The organism is Microbacterium esteraromaticum (genome assembly GCF_016907315.1).
Lineage (GTDB): Bacteria > Actinomycetota > Actinomycetes > Actinomycetales > Microbacteriaceae > Microbacterium > Microbacterium esteraromaticum.
Window position 1 is genome coordinate 2,486,950 of the sequence record NZ_JAFBBS010000001.1, and the last position, 20,957, is coordinate 2,507,906.

A 20,957-nucleotide genomic window follows, 5' to 3' on the forward strand; every position below is an offset into this window, starting at 1 on the left:
ATGGACGGGGCTGCGGGGGCAGTCCTCGGTCTGGTTCCGGAGTACGAGGGTCGTGGGAGGAACGCACTGTTCCCCTTGTTCGACTCGGTCGTCACGTCATCCGCTCTGCATTCTTGTACTGCAGCACCTCGCCGCCCCTCAGCGGCCGGGTGGATATACCAGGATAATACTCATCACCGCTCATTTTCGGCCGAGCGGCGCGTCGGATCCGGCCGCTGGGCGTCAGTCTCGCCCGAAGATGTCGCGGGTGTAGACCTTCTCGGCGACATCGTCGAGGGCATCCGTCGCCCGGTTCGCGATGATCACGTCCGAGCGCCGCTTGAAGTCGTCGAAGTCGCGCACGACCTCCGAGTGGAAGAACTCCTCGTCTTCGAGCGTGGGTTCGTAGATCACGACGGTCAGCCCCTTGGCCTTGAGCCGCTTCATGATGCCCTGGATCGACGACTGCCGGAAGTTGTCGGAACCGGACTTCATCACCAGACGGTAGATGCCGACCGTCTCGGGGCCGCGGGAGAGGATATCGGCGGCGACGAAGTCCTTACGGGTGCTGTTCGCCTCGACGATCGCCGCGATGAGGTTCTGCGGCACCTCGGAGTAGTTCGCGAGGAGCTGCTTCGTGTCCTTCGGCAGGCAGTATCCGCCATAGCCGAACGACGGGTTGTTGTAATGCGAGCCGATGCGCGGATCGAGCCCCACGCCCTCGATGATCTGACGCGTGTCCAGCCCGTGCACGGCGGCGTAGGTGTCGAGCTCGTTGAAGTAGGCGACGCGCAGCGCGAGATAGGTGTTGGCGAAGAGCTTGATCGCCTCGGCCTCGGTCGAATCGGTGAGCAGCACCGGCACGTCGGTGTCGATGGCTCCCTCGACGAGCAGATCGGCGAAGCGCCGGCCGGCGGGGCCGCGGTCTCCCACCACGATGCGCGACGGATGCAGGTTGTCATAGAGCGCGCGACCCTCGCGCAGGAACTCGGGCGAGAAGATGATGGTCGCTTCGGGGTGCTGTGCAGCCAGCCCCGCGGTGAAGCCGACAGGCACGGTCGACTTGATGACGACGATCGCGCGAGGGTTGACCTCGAGCACGACGCGCACGACCGACTCGACCGAAGAGGTGTCGAAGAAGTTCGCGACCTCGTCGTAGTTGGTCGGCGTCGCGACGACCACGAAGTCGGCGTCACGGTAGGCGGCCTCGGCATCGAGCGTCGCGGTCAGATCGAGCTCGCCAGTGGTGAGGTACTCCTGCAGCTCGTCATCGATGATGGGCGAGAGCCTGTCGTTGAGAAGATCGACCTTGTGCGGGTCGATGTCGACAGCCACGACTTCGTGGTGCTGAGCGAGGATGACGGCGTTCGACAGGCCCACGTAGCCGGTGCCGGCGATGGCGATCTTCATGACGTCAAGGCTATCTGGCCGAAAGGGGTCAGATTACCCGCGTAACTGCCGCAGATAGACTCGAGTGCCATGGCCGTGCCTCCTCTGACCTCGATCGTCATCCCGGTCTTCAACGACGAGAGCACGATATCTGCCGCGCTGCGGAGTGCACGCAGGCAGACGGTAGAGCAGATCGAGATCATCTGCGTCGACGACGCGTCGACCGACGGCACGGCAGCGGTGGTCGAGAGGCACCGAGCCGAGGATCCTCGGGTGCGACTGGTGACGCATCCCCGGAACCTCTCGGCTTTCCAGTCGCGACGCACGGGCATCCTGGCCGCTCGGTCGGAGCGCGTGCTGTTCCTCGACGGCGATGATGAACTCGCGCTCGATGCGGTTGAGAAGGCCCTGACTGCGGCGGATGCCTCCGAGGCCGACCTCATCGGCTTCGGCGTCACCGTGATCGAGAAGGACGGCCGCACGGGCGGCTCGTACGAGCGCAGGCTGCAGCCGGCGCACCGGCACCTCGACGGCACCGAGGTGCTGCGCGGACTGTTCCCGGTCGGGCGAGCCGCACAGGGCCAGCTGTGGCGCATGATGTTCCGCACCCGTCTCCTGAGGGAGGCGTATGCGCTGCTCGACGACGACCTGGTGTTCCCTCGCGTGAACGACCTGCCCCTGATGCTCCTCGTCGCGGCGCTCGCCTCGTCGTACGTGTCGATCGACGACCGGCTCTACCTCTACCACTTCGGTCGCGGGGGGAGCGGACACGACGTCGACAGCGTGGAACGTGCGCGCTTCTACACCTCGGCGATCGACCCGATCACCGCCATCGCCCCCGCTGTCGACGAGCTCGCGTCGAGGCATCCCGACCCCGGGCTTCTACGCGAGACGTACGAATCGGCGCGCCTGTCGATCGTCGGCTACGTGTGCTCTCAGCTCATCGACCGCAGCGACGGGGCCATGCTCGGCGCCGCGCTCGCCCATCTGCACACCGTCGCTACGGCGCACGACATCGTGCATGCGGCTGCGCGGTTCTACCCCCGCACGCTGAGCACACTGAAGTTCCACACGCCGCCGCAACCCGCCGAGCGGATCGCCGCGCGCAACGTGCTGCTCGTGACCTCGACGCTGCGCACAGGCGGGGTCACGGCGGTGATCTCCTCTCAGGCGCAGTACCTTCGCGCGGGCGGGCACCGTGTGACAGTGGTCGCCCGAAGTGCGGGGAGTGAGCCGGCAGCCGTCCCCCCTGGTGTCGAGTTCGTCGAGTTGACCGGTCGCACCCTCGTCGACCGCCTCGAGAACTGGGGTCGGATCATCCGCGATCGTCGCGTCGACGTCGTGATCGACCATCAGGTGCTCTACACCGATTCGTGGCCTGAGTTCGCCCTGATGGCTCGGGCCGAAGGTGCCGCGACCGTCGGATGGATGCACAACTTCGTGGGCCGCCCGCTCTACGAGGGCAACGGCCGGCTGTCACTCATCGAACGCTGCGCCGCCACTCTCGACCGGCTCGTGGTGCTGTCGCCCCTGGATGTCGCGTACTTCCGGCTGCGAGGAGTGCGGAACGTCGCGTGGCTGCCGAACCCGCCCTCCCCGCTGCTGCTCGAGTCGTCCGTGAACCCGGTGCAGAAGCAGGCGCCCTCGGGACGCATCGAGCTGCTGTGGTGGGGCCGACTCGAGCAGCGCACCAAGCAGGTGTACGAGCTGATCGAGATCGGCGCCCAGCTGCGCTCTCTGGGCGCAGACTTCCGTCTCACCATCGTCGGACCCGACTGGGACGACGTCACGGCGGCCAGGTTCAACGCGCGGTCGCGTCGGCGGGGCCTCGGTGCGCAGGTCGTCGCGGTGGGTCCGCTGCGAGGTGCGGCGCTGCGAGACGCCATCGACTCCGCGCACATGTTCGTCTCGACGAGCATCATCGAGGGCTACCAGCTGACCATCGCCGAGGCACAGGCCCGAGGGCTGCCTGTGGCGATGTACGAGCTGCCGTGGCTGACGCTCGTGCAGGGGAACGAGGGCATCGTCTCGGTGCCGCAAGGGGACGCACGCGGGTTGGCGCGGCGGATCGTCGAACTCAGCGGCGCTCCCGAGCGCTACGTCCGACTGTCGCGAGCGTCGCAGGAGGCTGCTGATCGAGCGGTGTCATACGACTTCGCGCGGCTGTACGAAGACGTCGTCGCCGGCACTCTGCCGGATGAGTTCACGCCCGAGCCGAACCAGGACGATGCCCGGCGGCTGCTGGGGCTGCTCGTCTTCTTCGCGGAGCGCGGACGGGGCGGACAGCGTGCATCGACGCCGGATGCGGGGCTCGCGACGCGACTGTGGAGGTCGGCAGCACCGGCCGGTCGGGCGGCGCTGAAGCTCGCCCCCGGGCTCCGGCCTGTCGCGCATCGCGCGAAGAAGTGGCTCGGCGCCCGCTAGCGGACCCGGCCGTCCGGCGGGAAGGGCTATGTCGCCGGCGGTTCCTCGGAGCCGACGGGAGGCGGTTCTTCCGTGATGGGAGGGGGCTCCTCCGAGGGGGGAGGCGGCTCTTCGGTGGGCTCGGGCGCCGGAACGGTGGGCTCCGCGGTGGGCACGGGAATCGTCGGCAGTGAGGGCACGGTCGGCGCGGGCGCAGGCGACGTCGGAGGCTGCGACGGGCTGCTGGCCGGTGGCTGCTGCGGTGAGACGGGCAGGGGGAAAGTGGGCTGACGCGGGTCCTCGGGCGGCGCGGTCGGATCGATCTGACGCGTCACCGTCACAGCCTTCGAGACACGCGTGCCGTCTTCGCCGAGCGCAGTGAGCGTGTAGCTCTCGGAGTCGCTCGCACAGGGGAAGGGGAGCGTGGCGTTCGTCGCCTTCGGCGGCATGGTCGCCGGTGGAGCGGAAGAGTCGATCACCGTCGAGGTCAGGGCGACCTGAACGTTGGTCGCGTCGGTGACCTCCCAGCTGAAGGTGGCCAGCGCGGATGCGTCCTCGCTCGCGCACACGACCGGAGCCTTGGCCGCGCTGAACGTGACGACGGCCGGCTGGGCAGCCGCGGGCTGACCAGTGCTCGCGGCGGGGCGCGGAGAGGACGAACCGGCAGGAGCGGCTGCTGCGCCGCTCGTTGCGAGGGCGAAGGCCGCGCCGATGCCGATGGCGGCGAGGATCGCGCCCCCGGTGATGATCGCTGCGATGACACGTCTGCGGACGCGTCTGTCCGCCTCGCGCTGATAGCGCTCGCGGCGGGTCGCTGCACGGGCGTCGCTCTCGGCACGCGCGAGGGAGCGCTTCGTCTCCTCCGCGGCCTCACGAGGACTCGCGGGCTCGAGTCCTCGCAGCAGCTCGTCGAAGATCGACAGGCCCGCATCTGCTTCGGCGGCCTTGCCGGCAGCGGGTCCGCCGGGTGCGCTTGCGGTCGCCGGTCCGAGGCCAGCGGATGCCGGCTTCTCCGTCTTGGTCGCCGGTTTCGTGACGGGCTTCGAAGCCGCGCCGACGGCGACGCTCTTCGGATCCTTGGTCCACTTCACGTAGTCGGCGATCACGTCCTCGGCCGGGCCGTCGGCTCGGAGCTCGCCCTTGTGCACCCACAGCACACGATCGCAGGTGTCTCGGAGCGAACCGACCGAGTGGCTCACGATCATGACGAGCCCGGCGCTCTTGCGCAGCTCGGCGATGCGCTTCTCGCTCTTGAGCCGGAAGCGGCGATCGCCGACGGCAAGGGCCTCATCGACGAGCAGGATCGAGTGCGCCTTCGCCGAGGCGATGGCGAAGCGCAGCCGGGCGCCCATCCCGGCCGAGTAGGTGCGCATCGGGTGGTGGATGAACTCGTTCAGCTCGGCGAAGTCGGCGATCGGGTCGACCTGGGCCGCAGCCTCTTCGGCGCTGAAGCCCATCGCGAGAAGGCCGAGCTTGATGTTGTTCTCGCCCGAGAGGGAAGGAACCAGGGCCGCGTTGACGCCGAGAAGCACAGGCCTGTCGCGTGCCCAGATGGTGCCTTCGGAGGTGGGGACGAGACCGCTCATCGCGCGGAAGAGGGTCGACTTGCCTGAGCCGTTATGGCCGACGACGCCGATCGTCTCGCCCTCGGATGCCGTGAAGGTCACCCCGCGCAGAGCCGGCACTGTCTTCAGGCCACGCCCACCGCGGAGGGCGGCGGCGCTGAACAGGCGCTCTCGGGGGCCCATCCGCTTGCCCGAGGCGTAGACGCGGTAGTTGACGTGCGCGTTGTCGGCGACGATCATCGGCCGGGGCATCGCGGGCTCCAGCAGCTCCAGCCGGCCGTTCTGAGCGGATTCACTCGCCAAGGCCGTACCTCGCTTCAGCACGCCAGAAGAAGACCACGCCGAACAGCAGTGTGACAACGGCCCACACGGGCGCGAGGATCCATGCGATCGGCGGAGCCGTGTATGACTGCAGCAAGACGTCGCGTGCGATCCCGATGAACCCGTACGTCGGGATCATCTGAACGAATCCGAGGATCACGGGATGATCGGCGAGCGCGCCGTCGACGTCGAAGAAGATGCCCGTGGCGTACAGCAGCACGCGATTCATGATCGGGATGATCAGCTGCACATCGCGTGCATGCACTGAGAGGCGCGCAGCGATGAGCGCGCAGCCGAAGTTGAAGACCGCCATCACCGCGAGCAGGGGGAAGATCAGCAGCCACGACCAGGCGAGAGGCTCGCCGAACGCGAGAAGAATGACGAAGATCAGCCCGACGACGGGGATCATGCGCAGGGTCTCCTCGATCACGATCGAGGTCGGCAGCAGGATCCGCGGGAAGCCGAGGCTCTGCACGAGTTTGCCGTTGTTCGTGATCGATTTCGCCCCGCCCAGCAGCGACTGCGTGAAGAACTCGAAGAGGCAGATTCCGATGATGATGAACTGCGCGTACCCATCGGGTCTGGCCGAGCTCGACAGGATGAAGCTGAACATCGTGCCGTAGATGAGCGCCATCGAAAGCGGCCGCATGACCAGCCACAGGATGCCGAGCCGGTTCTCGAGCAGGCTGCCGATCAGGCGGTGGGCGGCGAAGGTGGAGGCGAACTGGCGTCGTCGCCATGCCTCGACCAGGTAGGCGCCCAGAGGAGGACGCTGGCCGACCGGGTGCAGCCCATCGAGTCCGGGGGACGACACGTCAGCCATGTTGCCGTGCCTCTTTCGTGATCGGATTCCGCCGCGGGCTCCGCGTGCGGGCTGGGGTGGCCTGGCACGGGGGACGGAGCGGGCGGCAACGTGCTGGGGGAGGTCGGGCGCGCGAGCGTGACCCGGATCCACGCGGGAAATCCGCGTAGATAGGATCTAATCTAACCCGTGTCTCCCGAATACGGGATCCGCGAGAGCGCCCGCTCCGCGAACGTAAGCCTGGAGGGCATGTGGCCGACGACGCGCGGATCTCCATCGTCATGCCGCTTTTCGACGATGAGAAGCATGTGTCGGCGGCTCTGCAGAGCTGTCTGGACCAGACGCTCCGTGAGATCGAGATCATCTGCGTCGACGACGCGTCGACCGACGGCACCGTCGGCATCGTGGAGCAATTCCAGCAGCGGGATTCGCGGATCACGCTGATCCGCCAGGCCGAGAACAGGTCGGCTTTCCAGGCCCGTCGGGCGGGAATAGCGGCGGCGTCCGCCCCGTACGTGCTCTTTCTCGACGGCGACGACGAACTCGACGCTCGCACCGCGCAGCTTGCTCTCGCCGCGGCGATGTCGACCGACTCCGATGTCGTCGGCTTCGGAGTCGAGATCGTCGCTCCCGACGGTGTGCCGACCCGTCTCGAGAAGGCGCTTCAGCCGACGTTCTCAGAACTGCGCACCCCGCACATCGTCCCGAACCTGTTCCCGGTCGGCGAGGTGGCGAACGGCCACCTCTGGCGGTACCTCTTCTCGACGGACCTGCTGCGCGCGGCCTACGACGGATTCGGGGAAGATCTGCGCTTCTACCGTGCGAACGACCTCCCGATCTCGTTTCTCGCACTCGCGCAGGCGAAGAAGTACACATCGATCCCGGATCGGCTCTATCGCTACCACTTCCGTCGGGGCACTAGCGGGCATCGCGTCGACGGCACGGATAGATTCGCGTTCCTGCTGAGCGGCATCGCACCCATCGTCGCGATCGCCGACCGGGTTCAGCTGATGGCGAGGGAATCCGAGTCGGGCGACTCGCTTCTGGCCGCCTACGAATCCGCGCGGCTGCACATCATCGCGAACGTGCTCCGCTATGCGATTCGCGATACCTCCGGTTCACTGCAGCGGGCGTGCATGTCGATGATGTCGACGAAAGTAGGCCTGCTCGATCTGGTGCGCGCAGCCGCGGCATTCTGCCCTGACGCTCTCACCGCGATCTCGGCGCACGCCGAAGCGCCACCGGCGCCGCAGTCTCCGCAGCGCGTGCTTCTGACGACGCGCCGGTTGGACACCGGTGGGCTTCAGAACGTGCTCGTCGACCAGGCGGCCCGGCTGACAGCCGCAGGTCATGAGGTCACGATCGCGGTGCTCGAGACTGCCGACAGCCAGCTCGAGGTGCCGGACGGCGTCGAGGTGGTGGAGCTGACGAACGCGAACACCCTCAGGCGGGTGGATGAGTGGGTCGCGCTGTGCCGGGAGCGATCGATCGACATCGTGATCGATCATCACATCCTCTACAACGAGCACTGGCCGTGGCGGACGCTCGCTGCGATCGCGATCGGCATTCCGACCATCGGCTGGTTGCACAACTTCGCCCTTCGGCCGCTCTTCGACCAGAGCAACCGCATCTCATTCCTCGACGAGCATCTGCAGACGCTCCTGTCCGTGGTGACCCTCTCGCCGACGGACGTGGTGTTCTGGAAGCTGCGAGGTCAGAACCAGGCCGTCCATCTGCCCAACCCTCCGTCGCCGCTCGCCATCAGCGCACTCGCGGGCGACCTGCAGCCGCGCCGGCTCGCCGGGCGTCTCGAACTGGCATGGTGGGGCCGGCTGAACGCCACCACCAAGCAGGTTCAGCATCTCGTCGACATCGCGGCCGAACTTCGCGCCAGAGAAATCGACTTCCGGCTGACGATCGTCGGACCTGGTTCCAAGGACCTTTCGGCGATGGACGTTCGCCGGTATGCGCAGCAGCGGGGCGTGGGCGATGCGGTGGAGCTGCTCGGCGAACTGAACGCATCTGAGTTGCAGAGGGCAGTGGCCGACGCGCATCTTCTCGTGTCGACGAGCGCGATCGAGGGCTACCAGCTGACCCTCGTCGAGGCGCAGGCGATGGGGATGCCGGTCGCCATGTACGACCTGCCCTGGCTCGCGACCGTTCGAGGCAACCCGGCGGTGCTGACGTCGCAGCCAGACGACCCGGCAGCGCTCGCCGACCTCATCGCAGGGCTTGCACGCGATCCCGAGCGGTACGCGCAGCTTTCGCAGCACGCCCGTGAACACGCGCAGCGGATCGCGGATGTCGATCTCGGCCTGCTGCTCGAGCAGCTGGTCGCCGGCGCGCTGCCCGCCGAGTACTCACCGGCCCCGAGTCTCGCCGAGGCGAGCCTGCTTCTCGACTGGTCGGTGCGAATCGGCGAGCGCAACGTGAAGACGGCTGCGGCGGAGCTCGCCGGCACCGATGCGGATGCACTGCGGCGCGACCGTGATCTGGCGCGAGCGCAGCTGAGACAGATCACCGAGGGACCGTCGTTCCGCATCGGGCGCGCGATCACGAAGCTGCCGCGCCGAGTGCGCGACCTGGTGCGCCCGGCGAAGAAGAGCTCGCTGTTCGCCGGCACCGCGACCGTCGTTCGCGCTGCGGTGTCGGCCCCACCGCCTCCCTTGCGGGCGAATCCGAGCATCCCGACGCCCGGCCGGGCGACCGTACCCGACGTGTCGTTCGTCATCCCGGTCTACAACGCCGAGGCCTGGCTCGAGGACTGCGTGACCAGTGTTCTTGCGCAGACGGGCATCGACGTCGAAGTGATCTGCATCGACGACGGCTCGACCGACGGTTCCGGCCGGATTCTGAGCAGGCTCGCTGATGCCGATCCGCGAGTGACGGTGATAGAGCAGGCGAACAGCGGGCAGTCGGTCGGTCGCAACAGAGGCCTGGATGCTGCCGCCGGGCGCTACCTCATCTATCTCGACAGCGATGACTACTGGCCGGGCGACGTGGCCAAGCGGCTGGTGCGGAGCGCGGACGAGAGCGATCTCGATCTGCTGCTGTTCGACTGCATCGCCTTCCGCGACGGTGACATCGACGACAAGGTCTGGAAGCGCTACTCGACCTACTATCAGCGCGCGCACACCTATCGAGAGGTGCGCAGCGGAGTGCAGCTGATGGCCGACATGCGCCGCAGCAAGGACTATCGACCGCACGTGGGGCTCTACATGGCGCGTACGAGCTTCGTGCGCACGCAGGGGGTGCGGTTCATCCCGGGGATCGTGCACCAGGACAACCCGTACACGTTCCGCCTGATGCTGCACGCGTCGCGCGCGGCTCACGAGAGCATCGATGCGTACGCACGTCGAATGCGTCCTGGTTCGACCATCACGACGCTGAACGCCGAGCGATCGGCGAGGGGCTACTACTTGTCGTACCTGGAGATGACACGCGAGATGAAGAACCATCGGCTGCCCGCGCAGGTGACCGATCCCGTGAACAACATCGTCGACTATGTGTACGACGGAGCACGAAAGCAGTTCGCACTGCTCGACCCGGCCGCGCTCGACGAGCTCCGGTCACTCGACCTGAGCGACGACGCGCAGCGGATCTTCGCCTCGCTCCTCGAGAGCAGCAGGGACGCATGATGGGCCCGCACTGTGCGGACGCGAGGAGCGATTCGGATGACTGAAAGACGGCGCGCGCTGATCGTCGGACCGTACAAGGCGCACAACTTCGGTGACGACCTCGTCGGCGGCATCCTCGCGAAGCACCTGCAGCAGCACGGCTATGACGTCAGCATCCCTCGCCTGAGCGAGGCCAACAGCGCCTGGCTCGGCACCGCGCATGCCGAGGGCTACGACGGCCTGTTCGAGTCCGCCGACCTCGTGGTCGTCGGCGGGGGCGGCATCATGAGCGACACGTCCGGCGCCAAGCCGGGGGCCTCGCACCTGCAGTTCGTCGCCGATGCGCAGCAGTCGGGAGCGCTCGCCGGCTCGACGCCGGTCGTCGTCACGAGCGTCGGGGCAGGGCCATGGCTGCGCGATCGTTCCCGCAAGCTGGCGCTGGGAGTCTCTTCGCGCGCCGACGCGGTCGGCGTGCGCGACCAGGAGTCCTACGACCACCTGCACGGTCTGGGCGTGCCGGCCGAGAAGATCGTGCTGGGTGCGGATGTGGCCCTGCTGACGCCGGAGTACCTCGATTTCGTGCCCACTCGCAGCGGCAAGCTCGGCCTGCAGTTCGACGTGAGCGCGTTCGAAGATGTGCAGGGCAACCCGGAGCTGCCAGCTATCGTGCAGACGCTGGGGGCATATGCCCGCAAGTGGCGGAAGGACGTCATCCTCATCCGCAACGGCCGGGCACGATCAGAGATCGCCCCGGCGGCGCCCGGTGCCGAACTGCTGAGTTACACGGCGCTGGAGGACTTCCTGCCGCGTCTCGCCGGCATGCGGGCCCTGTTCACCTCGCACCTGCACCTTGCGATCACGTCGTACTCGCAGCGGATCCCGACGTTCTCGCTCTACGTGCGTGAGAAGACCCGCAGGTTCTACGAGCAGATCGGGCACCCCGAGCGAGCTCTCGACCTGCGCGTGGCCACCGTGAAGGACCTGAAGCGCTTTCTCGCCGCGGCGGAGAAGGCGAAGTGGACCGATGCTGACGAGGCGACGCTGAGCAGGCTGAAGTGCGAAGCGCAGACGCTGGTCGATCTAGCGAATTAAGACTCGGTGGCGGAGTATCGGCATGCGCCGAACGTGCCGAGTGCACCCTGTGTGACGGGGTAGCCATGTGGACGTCGAGCATTCGCAATCGCGGGGTCAGCTCGTGGACCGCTGCGCCATGGTCTTGAGAGGTGGCGGGATCTGTATCGGGGATTCAGCCGAGCAGCGCGTCGATTCTCGCGTAGAAAGCGGCCGGGCTGAACTGCTTGGCTACGAAGTCCACGGCTCGCGCCCTTTGAGCGAAGTACAGTTCCGGCTCTTCGATGAACTTGTCGATCGTGGCAGTCACATCCTGGGCCTCGCAGTAGACGGCACCGTCCTCAAAGGTCGGTCGCGTGTAAGGCGGCATGATCACGACGCAGCCCGCGGCCATCGCCTCTACAGCGGCCATTCCGAATGACTCTGTCAAGGACGAATGATGCTGGTAGACCCAGAAGGGAAGTTGGCGCAGGAACTCCATAGGCGCGATGGAGCCGAAGTCATGGACCGTCCAATTCTGGGGCAACTCGCCCAGAACGTTTTCAGCGGTTTCTGCTCCGCCCAGTATTCGAACGTCGTATTCCGCGGAGTCCGGGTAACTTCCGAGCAAGCGAGACGCCGTTTCCGGCCACTTGAGAGCATGATCGCGGCTGTGGCGCCCGATTGTGCGAGTCGGAGCGGGGGCCTCGCCCGCCGTCGGCGGAGCCGTGATGATCCCAGGCCAGGTGGTCGCAAGCACCGAGCCGGGGGAGATGAGTCCTCTCAGGCTTGCTTTGATCACGGCCGATTCCGCGACGTACTTGGCGGGCCGGCCGAAGATGACCTCAGCAGTTTCGACCGTCCGAGGGAGGTCGTAGATCGATCCCAGACCATCCCGACCGAAAGGTGCGTGATTGACGATCACCACCAGCTCGTCGGTTTCGACTCCAGAGCGGGCTGCCTCCGGGTACTGCAGCACGGAAGGGTGCCGAACGATCGTCAGACGCGCTCGCACCTCATCAACGGGCGACACGATCGAAACCAGCGGATCATTGGAGATGGCTAGGAATCGAGGCTGGATGACCGCGCGCGCGGAGTTCACCGGGGAGGCCATCTGCATGAGTGCTACACGGTGGCCCTTCGCGACGAGAAGCTCGATCTCGGTGGCAGCAAGGGAGGAGTTGCCGCCGGGGAACCTGAAGTCGGTGACGTAGAGAATATCGACCTCGAGCGCACCCTTGTCGTGCTTGGAGCCGATCATGTTCGTGGGAGCAGAGAATGGCCTTGCGGTGTCTGGGAAAGCAGGCATGAACAGTGCCCGCCGATCACCGGCAGCGCGCTGGTGCCAGTCGCGCGACGACTGCTGATACCAGACTCTTCGCCGGTCGATGTATCCCCGGGCGATCTCCCCTGATGTCAGTGATCCGGATCTCACCCGCAGGAAGGAGAGCACATCCGTTCCCGCGACGGATGTGCCCGTCGGGTAGGCCGTTCTGAGACGATCGTGGAACTCCGCATCTGCACTTCGGTTGACGAGGTCCCAATGACCAATTTCGTCGACCACCGGATCGCGCCGGAACATCAGCGACGAATAGTTCGGCTGGGTGAACACCGGGTTGTTGTTGATGCGCGTGAAGATGAGCTCGGGGGTCGCCCGCGACAAGAGTGACATGTTGGCGACGAGAGACGGGTCAGCGAGAAGTTCCGAAACCTGCGTTTCGATCTTCCGAGGGTGTGACCAGTCGTCATCATCGTGCACGGTGATGAACTGCCCCGTCGCCAACTGGGTGACTGCGAAGTTGCGCGCTCTGTACGTGCCGCCGTTCTCCGGCATCCGATGAACCCGGATACGCGAATCCCGCTCCTGCCACTCGAGGAGGAAACGGTCGTTCTCTGCGGGCGAGGCGTCGTCCATCACGAGGATCTCGAGGTTTCGCCATGTCTGATTGACCAGAGACCGAAGAGCCGTCGCGATGCGAGGACCGCTGTTGAACGTGGGAACGATCACTGTGACCTTAGGGCCGTCCAGAATATGCTCGGCGGCGCCGCAGAGGATGCGATCGAACAGCGGATCATCGCCAGGGGCGAACGAGAGGGTCTCGATGCCGGTCTGGCGATAGCCGGCGTTGACGAGGTCGAGCCACGCGTCGGAGGGTTTGCGAGAGTGCTCTGCCAGTCGGTTCGCAGCGAGACTGTTGGCGGCGAGAAGATTGAGTTGATTGCGGTCCAGCGACTTCACTTTCAGGAGCTGTGCGTATTTCTGCACATCCTTGGCGTGACCAAGCGACGCGATGGCCTCCAGGAAAATCAGGCGGTCGGTGCGCGAGAGTGTCTTCAGACCGAACGCTCGCATTCCGGCCTTGTACATCTGTACTGCTTCGTAGGTCTCGCTCGCACCAGTCGCCTGATTCGCCATTATGCGAGTCAACGAAAAGAACGACTTGGGGTCGAACTGCGACATCGGCATCGACTGCGCAAGAGGTTCGTTCGCGGCCTCGTAGAACACGCGCGCGAGCAGTGCTCCGTAGTGCAAGGTGCCACGGGATATCGCCAGCGCGTAAGCGTCACGCGTCGCACGAGTGCGATTCTGAAGCGTGAATGTTTCGAGGTTCCCATGGCCACCGATCAGCAGGCGGCGCGCATACTCGGCGTCGGCTCCCTGCATGTTGGCCAGTGCGCCCAACTTCGTCACGTGAGGTCTCCATTCCGGGCGAAATTCAGCACGAGAGATCTGCCGACGAAGCCGCCCCGAGAGACCCCTGGGAGGTTCAGCCAGGTCTTGATGACCTCAGACTCGCCGGGTCGATCGGCATCGTCCACGAAGATCGTTGCGCGGTCAGCCAGCCGATCCATCAGGAGCGGGAGCGCCGGGTATCGGGCGCCGGGACTCTGTCCAGCAGGCGGACCATCGACGATGAGGAGGCCGATGTTCTCGACCGACTTAACCCACTGCGTGCTGTACCAGCGATGTTCGGTGCCATCGACATCGATGCCGGTGAGTGGAGCGAGGACTACCTGCGCGACGTGATCCGCATCAATTTCGGAGAGGTAGGTGCGCGTGGTCTCCGCATACATCGGATCGTGGTCGATCGCGATCAGGGCCGGGGGCTCGCTCATCTGCGCGAGTGCGGAGGCGATCCACGCTGTAGACACTCCAGAGCCGAGCTCGACGATGTCGTGGCGAGAATCGAGCCTTTCGGCGACCGTGCGGATGTACTGGACTGACAGGGGCGACATCGCCCAGCTGGCGAAGGTCGGCAGCCGCCGAGATATGCCCTGATCGTAGAGAGACGCGACAGCGGAGACCTCGGCCACGATTCTGCGCTCCAGAGAATGGGAGTTGCCACCGTCGAAGGCGACGGCGATCTTCTTGCCGACCGCATCCACGGATTCGGTGATGCTCGTCGTGCTCTCGAGCGTGCGCTGGAGCGCGGTGTGCTGCTGTGACAGGATCCCCCTCAGTTCGGCGAGGGCGGCGATCTGACGGTCTGTCGCCGCGCTCAGCGTTTCGTCGCCAGACGCTCGCAGCGCTTCAAGGACGTCAGACTGCCTGACGATCTGTGCGAGCACATCGTTCACGCTTCGCTGCAGCAGCTCTTCGGCCGAGTCGGCGGCGACGGCGCGTTCGGCCAGCCACTCGAACTGGGCATTCGTGCGCCCGGCCTGCTCGCGAATCAGACCAAGTTGTTCGCGGGTGAGGGACACCGTTCGCTTGTGCGCTTTGAGTTCGTCGGCGATCGCGCGCTGCGTACGGGTAACCTCTCGGCGCACGCTGATCAACCGCGCGCTGCTCCCTCGTTCTGCAGACGACAGCTTGATGAGGAACACACCGATGAGGGTGCACATGGCAACAAGCGGCAGCAGCTCTAGCGGACCGAAGGTGAGCATGATGATCGCTTGGGTCGCAGCGAGCGCGACAAGCAATGCGAGCGCGGCTTGGCGGACACGACCCAGCGCCTTCCACGCGGCGGACATGCGACGCACGACTGACTCAACCGGCAATGCCGCCCCCTGTGTTTCGACCCTGTTCGCGCTCTATTGACGCGCTCCTGGTGGCCGTGGAGATGGCCTGCACCAGAATATCAGCAGCGGTTACGCGCGTTGCTCGCGGGAGGATCACAAGGTAGGGATCCGGTACCTTCGGATGATGCAGCGTGTCTTCATCTACGGGTCCTGCGTCACGAGGGACGGGGTCGAGCTCTGGCCTGACTACGGCCTAGAGCTGGCTGGCTATGTCGCGCGTCAGTCGCTGATCTCAGCAGTCGCCCCTTCTCGCCCGAACGATTTCGATACGTCGACGATCTCATCGCCGTTCCAGCGCCGGATGGCGGAGGGAGACATCAGAGGCAACGTGGTTGCCAAACTGACCTCGAACCCGGACGACATCGACCTCATCCTCTGGGACCTCACCGATGAGCGACTCGGTGTCTATCGAGTGCCTTCCGGCGGATACGTCAGCAGAGTCGTCGACTACACGACCGGGATCTACAAAGGGCGGCCCGCGCTGGACACTCCGATACGCATAGGGACGAACGAGCACCGCACGCTGTGGGAACAGGCGTTGGTCGAGTTCCTTGCCTCCCTTGAGAACTCGAGGGTCCGAGACCGCCTCGTCCTGAACGCGATGCCGTGGGCGCTTCACGATGAAGAGGGTGCCAGCACCAGAACCACAGCGAACGATCCGGAGGCCTTCAACGCCGTACTCGCCGAATACTCCGCGATCGCCGAGCGCCATGGTGTGCGGATCGCTCGCCCGGACGTTCAGCGTATCCGCGGTGCTCGCGAACATCAGTGGGGTGCGGCACCTTTCCACTACACGCAAGACAGCTATCGGGCGTCCCTCGACGCGATTCTCCAGGTGCTCTGAATCCATGCGTTCCGCTGCTGGCGATAGGTACGTCCGCACCAGAGCGACCCGCACTTTCGTCTCGCTCACCGGACCCGCGGGAAACATCGGCGACGCCCTCATCCGGCGCGCAACTCTTGCCTGGGCGCTCGGCACGTCAGACGAACTGGTCGTCTACACGGGCGATTCGCCTGACGTGTGGTTGCGGCAGCTCGGCGTACCTGACGATGCGACCGTGCTGCGTTCCAAGCGCAGCGTTGCTCGCTGGCTGTGGATGCTGGCGACGGCGCCGGCCCGCCCCGTGCTCGTCTTCGAGGCGGGGGAGGTGCCGCTGCACAAGGGCAACGGGCTGCGCGAGTTCGTCTTCCTCGCAGAGACGGTCATCGTGCGGCTGAAGGGCGGCGTCGTGGTTCGTCCGCCTCGCGGGATCAGATCGCCGTCGAACCCGTCGACATGGCTGCATGCGCGCGCGGCTCGGCTGTCGCAGGTCGCGCTCTGGCGCGATGCGGCCAGTGCCGCGCTCGTCGGCGGGGGCGTTGTGGCACCCGACATCGGATTCGCCGCGGCGAAGGGGCATCCCGCAGCGGAAGCGCGAGATGAGCTCATCGTGAGCCTTCGCGGATCCCGCCCCATGCCCGGCGACGAGTGGATCGAGGCGGTGCGGCTCACCGCCGAGGCCGCAGGGCTGCGAGTGCGCACGGTCGTGCAGGTGCGGGAAGACGAGCCGCGGGCCCGCGAGCTCGCCGATGCGCTCGGTGGCGATTTCGAGGCGTGGGGCGATACGGACTCCGTCGCACACGAAGAGAACCTGCGAGCGCGATACTCCCGTGCGCGGCTCGTGATCAGTGACCGGATGCACGTGCTCGTGCTCGCCGCCATCGACGGCGCGGCGCCGGCCGAGCTCGTGCCGGCGCCCACAAGAAAGATCACCGACGCGTTCGCCGCGGTCGGCATCCGCGACATCACCCTCGACGCGGCGAATGCGCGGTCGAGCGACATGCAGGAGTTCCTGACAACCCAGCTGGGCCGCAGCGGCCATATCGGGGAACGCGTCGACGCCGCGCGCCGACGCCTCGACGAGCTCGAGCAGCAGGTGCGCGAGACGATCCGGATGAAGCGCGCATGACCGGGGGTCTGCGACGGGTGCTGTTCCTCTCTCACAGCCACGCCTTCCGCGCCTTCCGCGTCGGCAGCCACCACTACGCCCGCGAGCTCGCTCGGCGCGGCGCAGAGGTCGTGCACCTCTCGACTCCCATCTCCCACGTGCACCGTCGGCTGGGCCGGGTCAGCCACAGCGAAGAGTCGCGCGTTCCGCGCGGACCGCACCGCGATCGCGACGGCGTCACGCACCTCGTCCCGCGCACGACGATGCCGACGCCCTTCGGCACGCTCACCGCAGGTCGCGCACTGCGTCAGCACGGCATAGACACTCGCTTCGATGCCGTGCTGATCGATCAGCCCCTTCTCTGGGACGACTCCGTCCGCGGGCTCTCCGACCGGCTCGTATACCGGCCCACCGATCTCTATCCGGCTGGGGTGAAAGCCCGCATGCAGAAGGACATCATCGCTGCGGCCGACGGCGTGACCGCGACCTCGGGCGAGGTGCTGCGTGGTCTCGGCCCTCTCCGTCAGCCGCACCTCGTGGTGGGCAACGGCGTCGATACCGAACACTTCGTCGCCTCGGCGGAATCAGAGCGATCGGACGTGTGCATCTACGTCGGGGCCCTCGACCGTCGCTTCGACTGGCAGCAGGTCTGCGCGTGGGCGCAGGCCCGCCCGCGTGTGCGCTTCGTCGTCGTGGGCCCCTCGCCGGAACCGCCCGTCCCGCTGCCGGAGAACATCGAGCTCCCGGGCGGCGTGGCCTACTCGACGCTGCCCACGCTTCTGCACAGCGCGCGAGTGGGGATGCTGCCGCTGTCAGACGATCCGCTCAACGCGGGACGAAGCCCGATGAAGCTGTACGAGTACCTCGCCGCCGGGCTCTCTGTGGTCGCTCGTGAGACGCCGGTGCTCAGCGACGATGTGAGCGCGGGCCTCTTCACCTACTCCGACGAAGGCACTGCCATCGCTGCGCTGGACGACGCGCTGTCGCACGCTTCTCCCAACGTGGCAGGTGTCGGGCGAGCCCGGCAGCAGTCCTGGTCGACGAAGACGGATCTCCTCGTCGACTTCGTGCTGAAGCTACCGCGACGCTGAATCGGCAGCTACCGCGACGCTGAATCGGCGCGGCCGCGCCTGCGCCGCACGAGTCTCCACGCGATCCACACCAGCACGACGATCGTCGCGATCACCCCCACCAGCGCGAAGGCAGAGGTCACGACATCCAGCGGCATCGCGGGGGCGTCCTCGGCGCTCGGCGTCGCATCGTCAGCATTCTTCTGATCGGGAGCAGGCGTCGCTGTTCCGGAGGGTCCGCCTGCACTGGCCAGGCTGTGAGTCACCGCGTCCCACGCCGTCACATTGCCGGCGTAGCCTCGAACCGAGCCCTGCGCGGCGATGAAGTCCGCCAGCGGATCACTTCCGCGCTCCGGTGCCGGGTAGCCCGGAATCGAGATGGCAGGCATCTCTGCTCCCTTGCGGATGGCATACGCGTTGTACACCGCGTGGGCCGGCAGCTCGACCAGCGAGAGCGACGGGTCGAGATCGTCTGTGCCGCCGCAGAAGGATGCCGGCCACCCGCGCGTCTCATGATTCAGCGAGACCTGAACCGCATAGAGAACGCCGCTGATGATGCGCGCCTGCTGCTCTGCGTAGAGATCGTCGCCCTGGATCCATGCCGTCTCGGCAGTGTTGACGATGGCGCCGAGTCCCATGGACGCGTGTCCGAAATCGCGGCACGATTCCTGAACCTGTCCGTTCTGGAAGCGGATGCCCGGATCGGTGGGCGGATCGGTCTGGCAGCCTTTCGCCTTGCCGTCGAGCCACTGGCATCGAAGAGCTGTCGGCGTCCGGTAGAGGCCGGCGGCGCTGGCCGGCGCCACGGGAAGCTCGCCGTCCGTGGACAGATAGACGTAGGACTCCACCCGTTCACGCCACATCGCCAGAGCGCGATCGTAGAGGCGGCGATCATCGAGGAAGACAGCGATGCCGATCAGGCCTTCTGCGGCGGACAGCTTCCAGTTGCCGTTGAAGCGGCCATAGTCGAATGTCGTCAGCGTCGGGACGAACACCTTGCGCAGCATGGTGCCGAACGCCGTGACGTCGAACTCGTGCTTCTTCGAACTCGGCGTGTAGCTGTAGCGGATGAGCTCCGCCCCGCGGACCATCTGCCCGGCGGTCCAGGCCGTCATCAACGGCCCGTTCGAGCCTCGGCTGCCCGCGAAGCGCGCCGAGTACGCGTTGAGGATGGCGACCGCGCGCTGCGCATAGCGCTCATCGCCGGTGTAGAAGTACGCGAGCGCCTGGGCGTACACAGCTCGACCGTCTGCCTGCTGGTCCGCGCAGCCGACATCGGGGTTCTTGTTGAAGGAGCCGCAGACGCTGATGCACCCACCGCGATCGTCGGCACCGCACGTCTTGGCCGTCGGGGCGGACGCGGAGCCGAAGCTCGTGAAGTCCGGTGCACCGCGCTTCGCGTACGGCGACGAGGTGAGCTGCTCGAAGCTCTCAGCCCAGGGTGAGTCACCCGCGACGATGTGCTTCTTGGTCGCAGTGAGGTTCTCGAGACTGTTGAACACGCCGGGGTGGGTGAAGCCTGCAGACGAGACCACGGGCTGCAGCCCGTCCCGCGCTGGTGTCTCCTCAGCGTGCACGGCTGGGGCGACGGCCACGGAGACCACCAGCATCATGGTGAGCATCAGCAGAGCAGCCGCACGACGCACGTGCTCCAGGCCTCCAGCGCCTGACCCTGATCTGCTCAGCACGTTCGTCCCCTCATCAGTACGCATATTCGTCTCGGGGTATCCACTCTGGCTGACGGCCGATGCGGCACCAAACTGCGATCAGCCGAGCCCGCGCTCCAGCACGTCCGAGGCGACACGGGCGGTGCGGTCCCAGTCGTGGGCATTCGCCGGCGGTGACACACGACGCCGCGACATCGCCGCGTCTGTCATCGCACTGGCCCACTCCTCGGCATCCGACCACGACTCGAGCGCCCACCCGCGGTCTCCGGTCACCTCGGCCACCGCTTCGCATCCGCGCCAGAAGATCACCGGCACCCCGCAGGCGACCGATTCGAGGGCGGGCAGGCCGAAGCCTTCGATCGTCGACGGCATGACGGTGGCCGCGGCGCCACGGTAGATGGCCGCGAGCCGCTCGTCGTCGACGCCGTGCAGCCACTCGACGCGGTTCTCGACGCCGAGCGCGGCGGCCCGTGCAGCGGCCTCCGCGATCTCGCGATCGGGAACGACCGCTCGCAACCGCACGTCCGAGGCGAGTGCGAGAGCCCGAAGCACGACATCGAGGTTCTTGTGCCGACGCACATTGCCGACGAACACGACATAGGGGTCAACGGAGGCATCCGTCGCCCCGTCCGCCCGAAACGCGTCGGAGCACCCGTTTCCGGCGTCGACGATCTCGACGGCGTCATCACCGATCCACTCGCGAATCGCGCGGGCCGATGTCTGCGACACCGTGAGCACGACGCCCGCCTTGCGAATCGCGTGGCGCACAGGGCCGCGATAGTACGCCTCGAATTTCGCGCGCCCGGGCCACGGCATGCGCAGGTGGATGAGGTCGTGCACCGTCAGGATCTGCCGGGGCGCGCGGACGAGCGCGCCGTACCCAGGGGAGTAGACCAGAGCACCGGGGCCGACCCCTGGCAGCGAGCGGAACGCGTCGAGTGCCGAGTGGGCGTGCCCGCTGAGACCGAGGGAGCGCCACTCGGGACGCAGCCGCGGAAGGACCTCGCTCGCGTACCGTCCGATGCCGTGCGCTCCGCGGTAGCGGTCATCGACGTAGAGCTCGGTCACGGCTCAACCCTCTCATGGCGCTCGACGCTCTCCGGTTCGTTCGGATCCCTCGCAAAATGCGCCGCTTATTCTTGA

At 66.5% G+C, this 20,957-nt stretch carries 13 protein-coding genes; 6 read left to right on the top strand and 7 right to left on the bottom strand.

What is annotated here, in order from left to right:
• Positions 1 to 222 precede the first annotated feature (222 nt).
• Positions 223 to 1,389 (bottom strand): nucleotide sugar dehydrogenase, encoded by a 1,167-nt coding sequence (locus tag JOE67_RS11880; protein WP_204975760.1) that lies wholly within the window; start codon positions 1,387 to 1,389, stop codon positions 223 to 225.
• A gap of 69 nt (positions 1,390 to 1,458) precedes the next feature.
• On the opposite strand from JOE67_RS11880, the gene JOE67_RS11885 reads away from it, so the two are divergent.
• A complete protein-coding gene (locus JOE67_RS11885; protein WP_204975761.1) occupies positions 1,459 to 3,792 on the top strand; it encodes a glycosyltransferase in 2,334 nt (777 codons plus the stop codon).
• A 26-nt stretch (positions 3,793 to 3,818) separates the two neighbouring features.
• Here the strand turns inward: JOE67_RS11885 and JOE67_RS11890 are convergent, their stop codons facing one another.
• Positions 3,819 to 5,639, bottom strand: coding sequence for an ABC transporter ATP-binding protein (locus JOE67_RS11890; RefSeq protein WP_239528119.1), 1,821 nt, complete (start codon positions 5,637 to 5,639; stop codon positions 3,819 to 3,821).
• Positions 5,629 to 6,480, bottom strand: a complete 852-nt coding sequence (locus tag JOE67_RS11895) for an ABC transporter permease (protein ID WP_204975762.1) — start codon at positions 6,478 to 6,480, stop codon at positions 5,629 to 5,631. The genes JOE67_RS11890 and JOE67_RS11895 overlap by 11 nt, the downstream gene beginning before the upstream one ends.
• Positions 6,481 to 6,710: 230 nt before the next feature.
• Between JOE67_RS11895 and JOE67_RS11900 the strand changes: the two genes are divergently transcribed.
• Both JOE67_RS11900 and JOE67_RS11905 read left to right on the top strand, forming a co-directional pair.
• On the top strand, positions 6,711 to 10,097 hold the full coding sequence (locus JOE67_RS11900) for a glycosyltransferase (RefSeq protein ID WP_204975763.1): 3,387 nt from the start codon (positions 6,711 to 6,713) through the stop codon (positions 10,095 to 10,097).
• A gap of 36 nt (positions 10,098 to 10,133) precedes the next feature.
• On the top strand, positions 10,134 to 11,168 hold the full coding sequence (locus JOE67_RS11905; RefSeq protein ID WP_204975764.1) for a polysaccharide pyruvyl transferase family protein: 1,035 nt from the start codon (positions 10,134 to 10,136) through the stop codon (positions 11,166 to 11,168).
• A 154-nt stretch (positions 11,169 to 11,322) separates the two neighbouring features.
• On the opposite strand, the gene JOE67_RS11910 is transcribed toward JOE67_RS11905, so the two are convergent.
• Positions 11,323 to 13,818, bottom strand: a complete 2,496-nt coding sequence (locus JOE67_RS11910) for a glycosyltransferase (protein ID WP_204975765.1) — start codon at positions 13,816 to 13,818, stop codon at positions 11,323 to 11,325.
• Entirely contained in the window at positions 13,815 to 15,101 is a 1,287-nt protein-coding gene (locus JOE67_RS11915; RefSeq protein ID WP_204975766.1) for a class I SAM-dependent methyltransferase, read from the bottom strand. Before JOE67_RS11915 ends, JOE67_RS11910 begins: the two co-directional genes overlap by 4 nt.
• 172 nt (positions 15,102 to 15,273) lie before the next feature.
• Here JOE67_RS11915 and JOE67_RS11920 point away from each other — a divergent pair, with 172 nt between their 5' ends.
• Genes JOE67_RS11920 through JOE67_RS11930 form a run of 3 tightly spaced genes read left to right on the top strand, consistent with a single transcriptional unit; the run spans position 15,274 to position 18,168 of the window.
• On the top strand, positions 15,274 to 15,993 hold the full coding sequence (locus JOE67_RS11920; protein ID WP_204975767.1) for a DUF6270 domain-containing protein: 720 nt from the start codon (positions 15,274 to 15,276) through the stop codon (positions 15,991 to 15,993).
• Between the two features lie 4 nt (positions 15,994 to 15,997).
• Positions 15,998 to 17,098, top strand: coding sequence for a hypothetical protein (locus JOE67_RS11925; RefSeq protein WP_204975768.1), 1,101 nt, complete (start codon positions 15,998 to 16,000; stop codon positions 17,096 to 17,098).
• Positions 17,095 to 18,168 carry a glycosyltransferase gene (locus tag JOE67_RS11930; RefSeq protein ID WP_204975769.1) on the top strand — a complete coding sequence of 358 codons (1,074 nt, stop codon included), beginning with the start codon at positions 17,095 to 17,097 and terminating at the stop codon, positions 18,166 to 18,168. Before JOE67_RS11925 ends, JOE67_RS11930 begins: the two co-directional genes overlap by 4 nt.
• Positions 18,169 to 18,176: 8 nt before the next feature.
• Here the strand turns inward: JOE67_RS11930 and JOE67_RS11935 are convergent, their stop codons facing one another.
• Both JOE67_RS11935 and JOE67_RS11940 read right to left on the bottom strand, forming a co-directional pair.
• Positions 18,177 to 19,835: an alginate lyase family protein gene (locus JOE67_RS11935; RefSeq protein WP_204975770.1), complete on the bottom strand. Its 1,659-nt coding sequence runs from the start codon at positions 19,833 to 19,835 to the stop codon at positions 18,177 to 18,179.
• A gap of 78 nt (positions 19,836 to 19,913) precedes the next feature.
• Complete coding sequence (locus tag JOE67_RS11940) at positions 19,914 to 20,882, bottom strand: glycosyltransferase (protein ID WP_204975771.1); 969 nt, start codon at positions 20,880 to 20,882, stop codon at positions 19,914 to 19,916.
• Between the last annotated feature and the right edge of the window lie 75 nt (positions 20,883 to 20,957).